Below are 1,078 nucleotides of genomic sequence, written 5' to 3'. Positions count from 1 at the left end.
GTCCTGTTCACGATCGCTGCCGCCGGCTTCACCGCGGCCAGCGCGCTGGCCGCGGTGAAGCCGGCGGCAGCGATCGTGAACAGGACCCGCGTCGACAGCATCCGGCTGAGGAAACCGGACAGCGGGATCATCACCACCTCGGCGATCAGATAGGCCGTCTGCACCCACGGGATCTCGTCCGAGCTGGCGCTCAAGCCCGCCTGGATCTCGGCCAGCGAGGCCGAGACGATCTGGATGTCCAGGATCGCCATGAACATGCCGAACACCATCGCCAGGAAGGCGATGACGCGGCGAACCGGCATATGGTCGGCCGGCAGGGCGGGTGCCGCCAGCCGTGCCGGTATCGATCCTGCGGTGACGGTTGCGGTTGCCATGTCATGGCCTCCCTGCAGCAATTCCGGGAAAGGCGCGCGGCGGCTTTCCGTTCGGAATTGCGTCAAAACAAATACTTGGGCTGGCTGGGCGGCCCGGCGCTCGACAAGCCGCCGGGCCGCCCCCCAAAAGTGCCTAGTTGGCCGTCGCGGCCGGCGCGGTACGGCTGTCGGCGGCGACGATGACGCTCAGGCCGGCGCGCAGCTTGCCGGTCTTCAGGACGTCGGCTGGCACGTCGATGCGGACCGGAACGCGCTGCACCACCTTGGTGAAGTTGCCGGTGGCGTTTTCCGGCGGCAGCAGCGAGAACACCGCACCCGAAGCCGGCGCCAGCGACGAGACCGTGCCTTCGAAACTCTGGCCGTCGATCGCGTCGACCGTGATGCGGACCTTCTCGCCGGCCACCAGATGGCCGAGCTGCGTCTCCTTGAAGTTGCCGACGATGTAGAGCTTGTCCATCGGCACGACGACGGCGAGCTTCTGGCCGGGGCTGACGAGGTCGCCCTGCTCGACCGAGCGGTTGCCGACGACGCCGTCATAGGGCGCCTTGAGGACCGTGAAGGACAGATCGCGCGCGGCCTTGTCGCGGCCGAGCTGCAGCGAAGCCAGGGTGCTTGCCGACTCCGCGCGCTGCGCCTCGAGCACCCCAATATTGGCTTGGGCAGCGGCGATCTGCGCATCGGCGCCGACGAGCGCCGCCTTGGCC

General features: G+C 68.4%; 1 protein-coding gene and 1 pseudogene. Both read right to left on the bottom strand.

Annotated features, from left to right (window positions below; all coding sequences use genetic code 11):
- Positions 1-374: pseudogene (locus EN781_RS33030) on the bottom strand (MFS transporter); the annotation flags it as partial.
- 133 nt (positions 375-507) lie between these two features.
- Positions 508-1,078 (bottom strand): HlyD family secretion protein (locus tag EN781_RS33025; protein ID WP_145965808.1); only part of this gene is annotated, 571 nt, incomplete at its 5' end.

This window comes from Mesorhizobium sp. M4A.F.Ca.ET.090.04.2.1, assembly GCF_003999085.1.
Taxonomy (GTDB): domain Bacteria; phylum Pseudomonadota; class Alphaproteobacteria; order Rhizobiales; family Rhizobiaceae; genus Mesorhizobium.
Note: the sequence above shows the minus strand (reverse complement) of the source record. Positions and strands in the feature narration are given on the sequence as shown.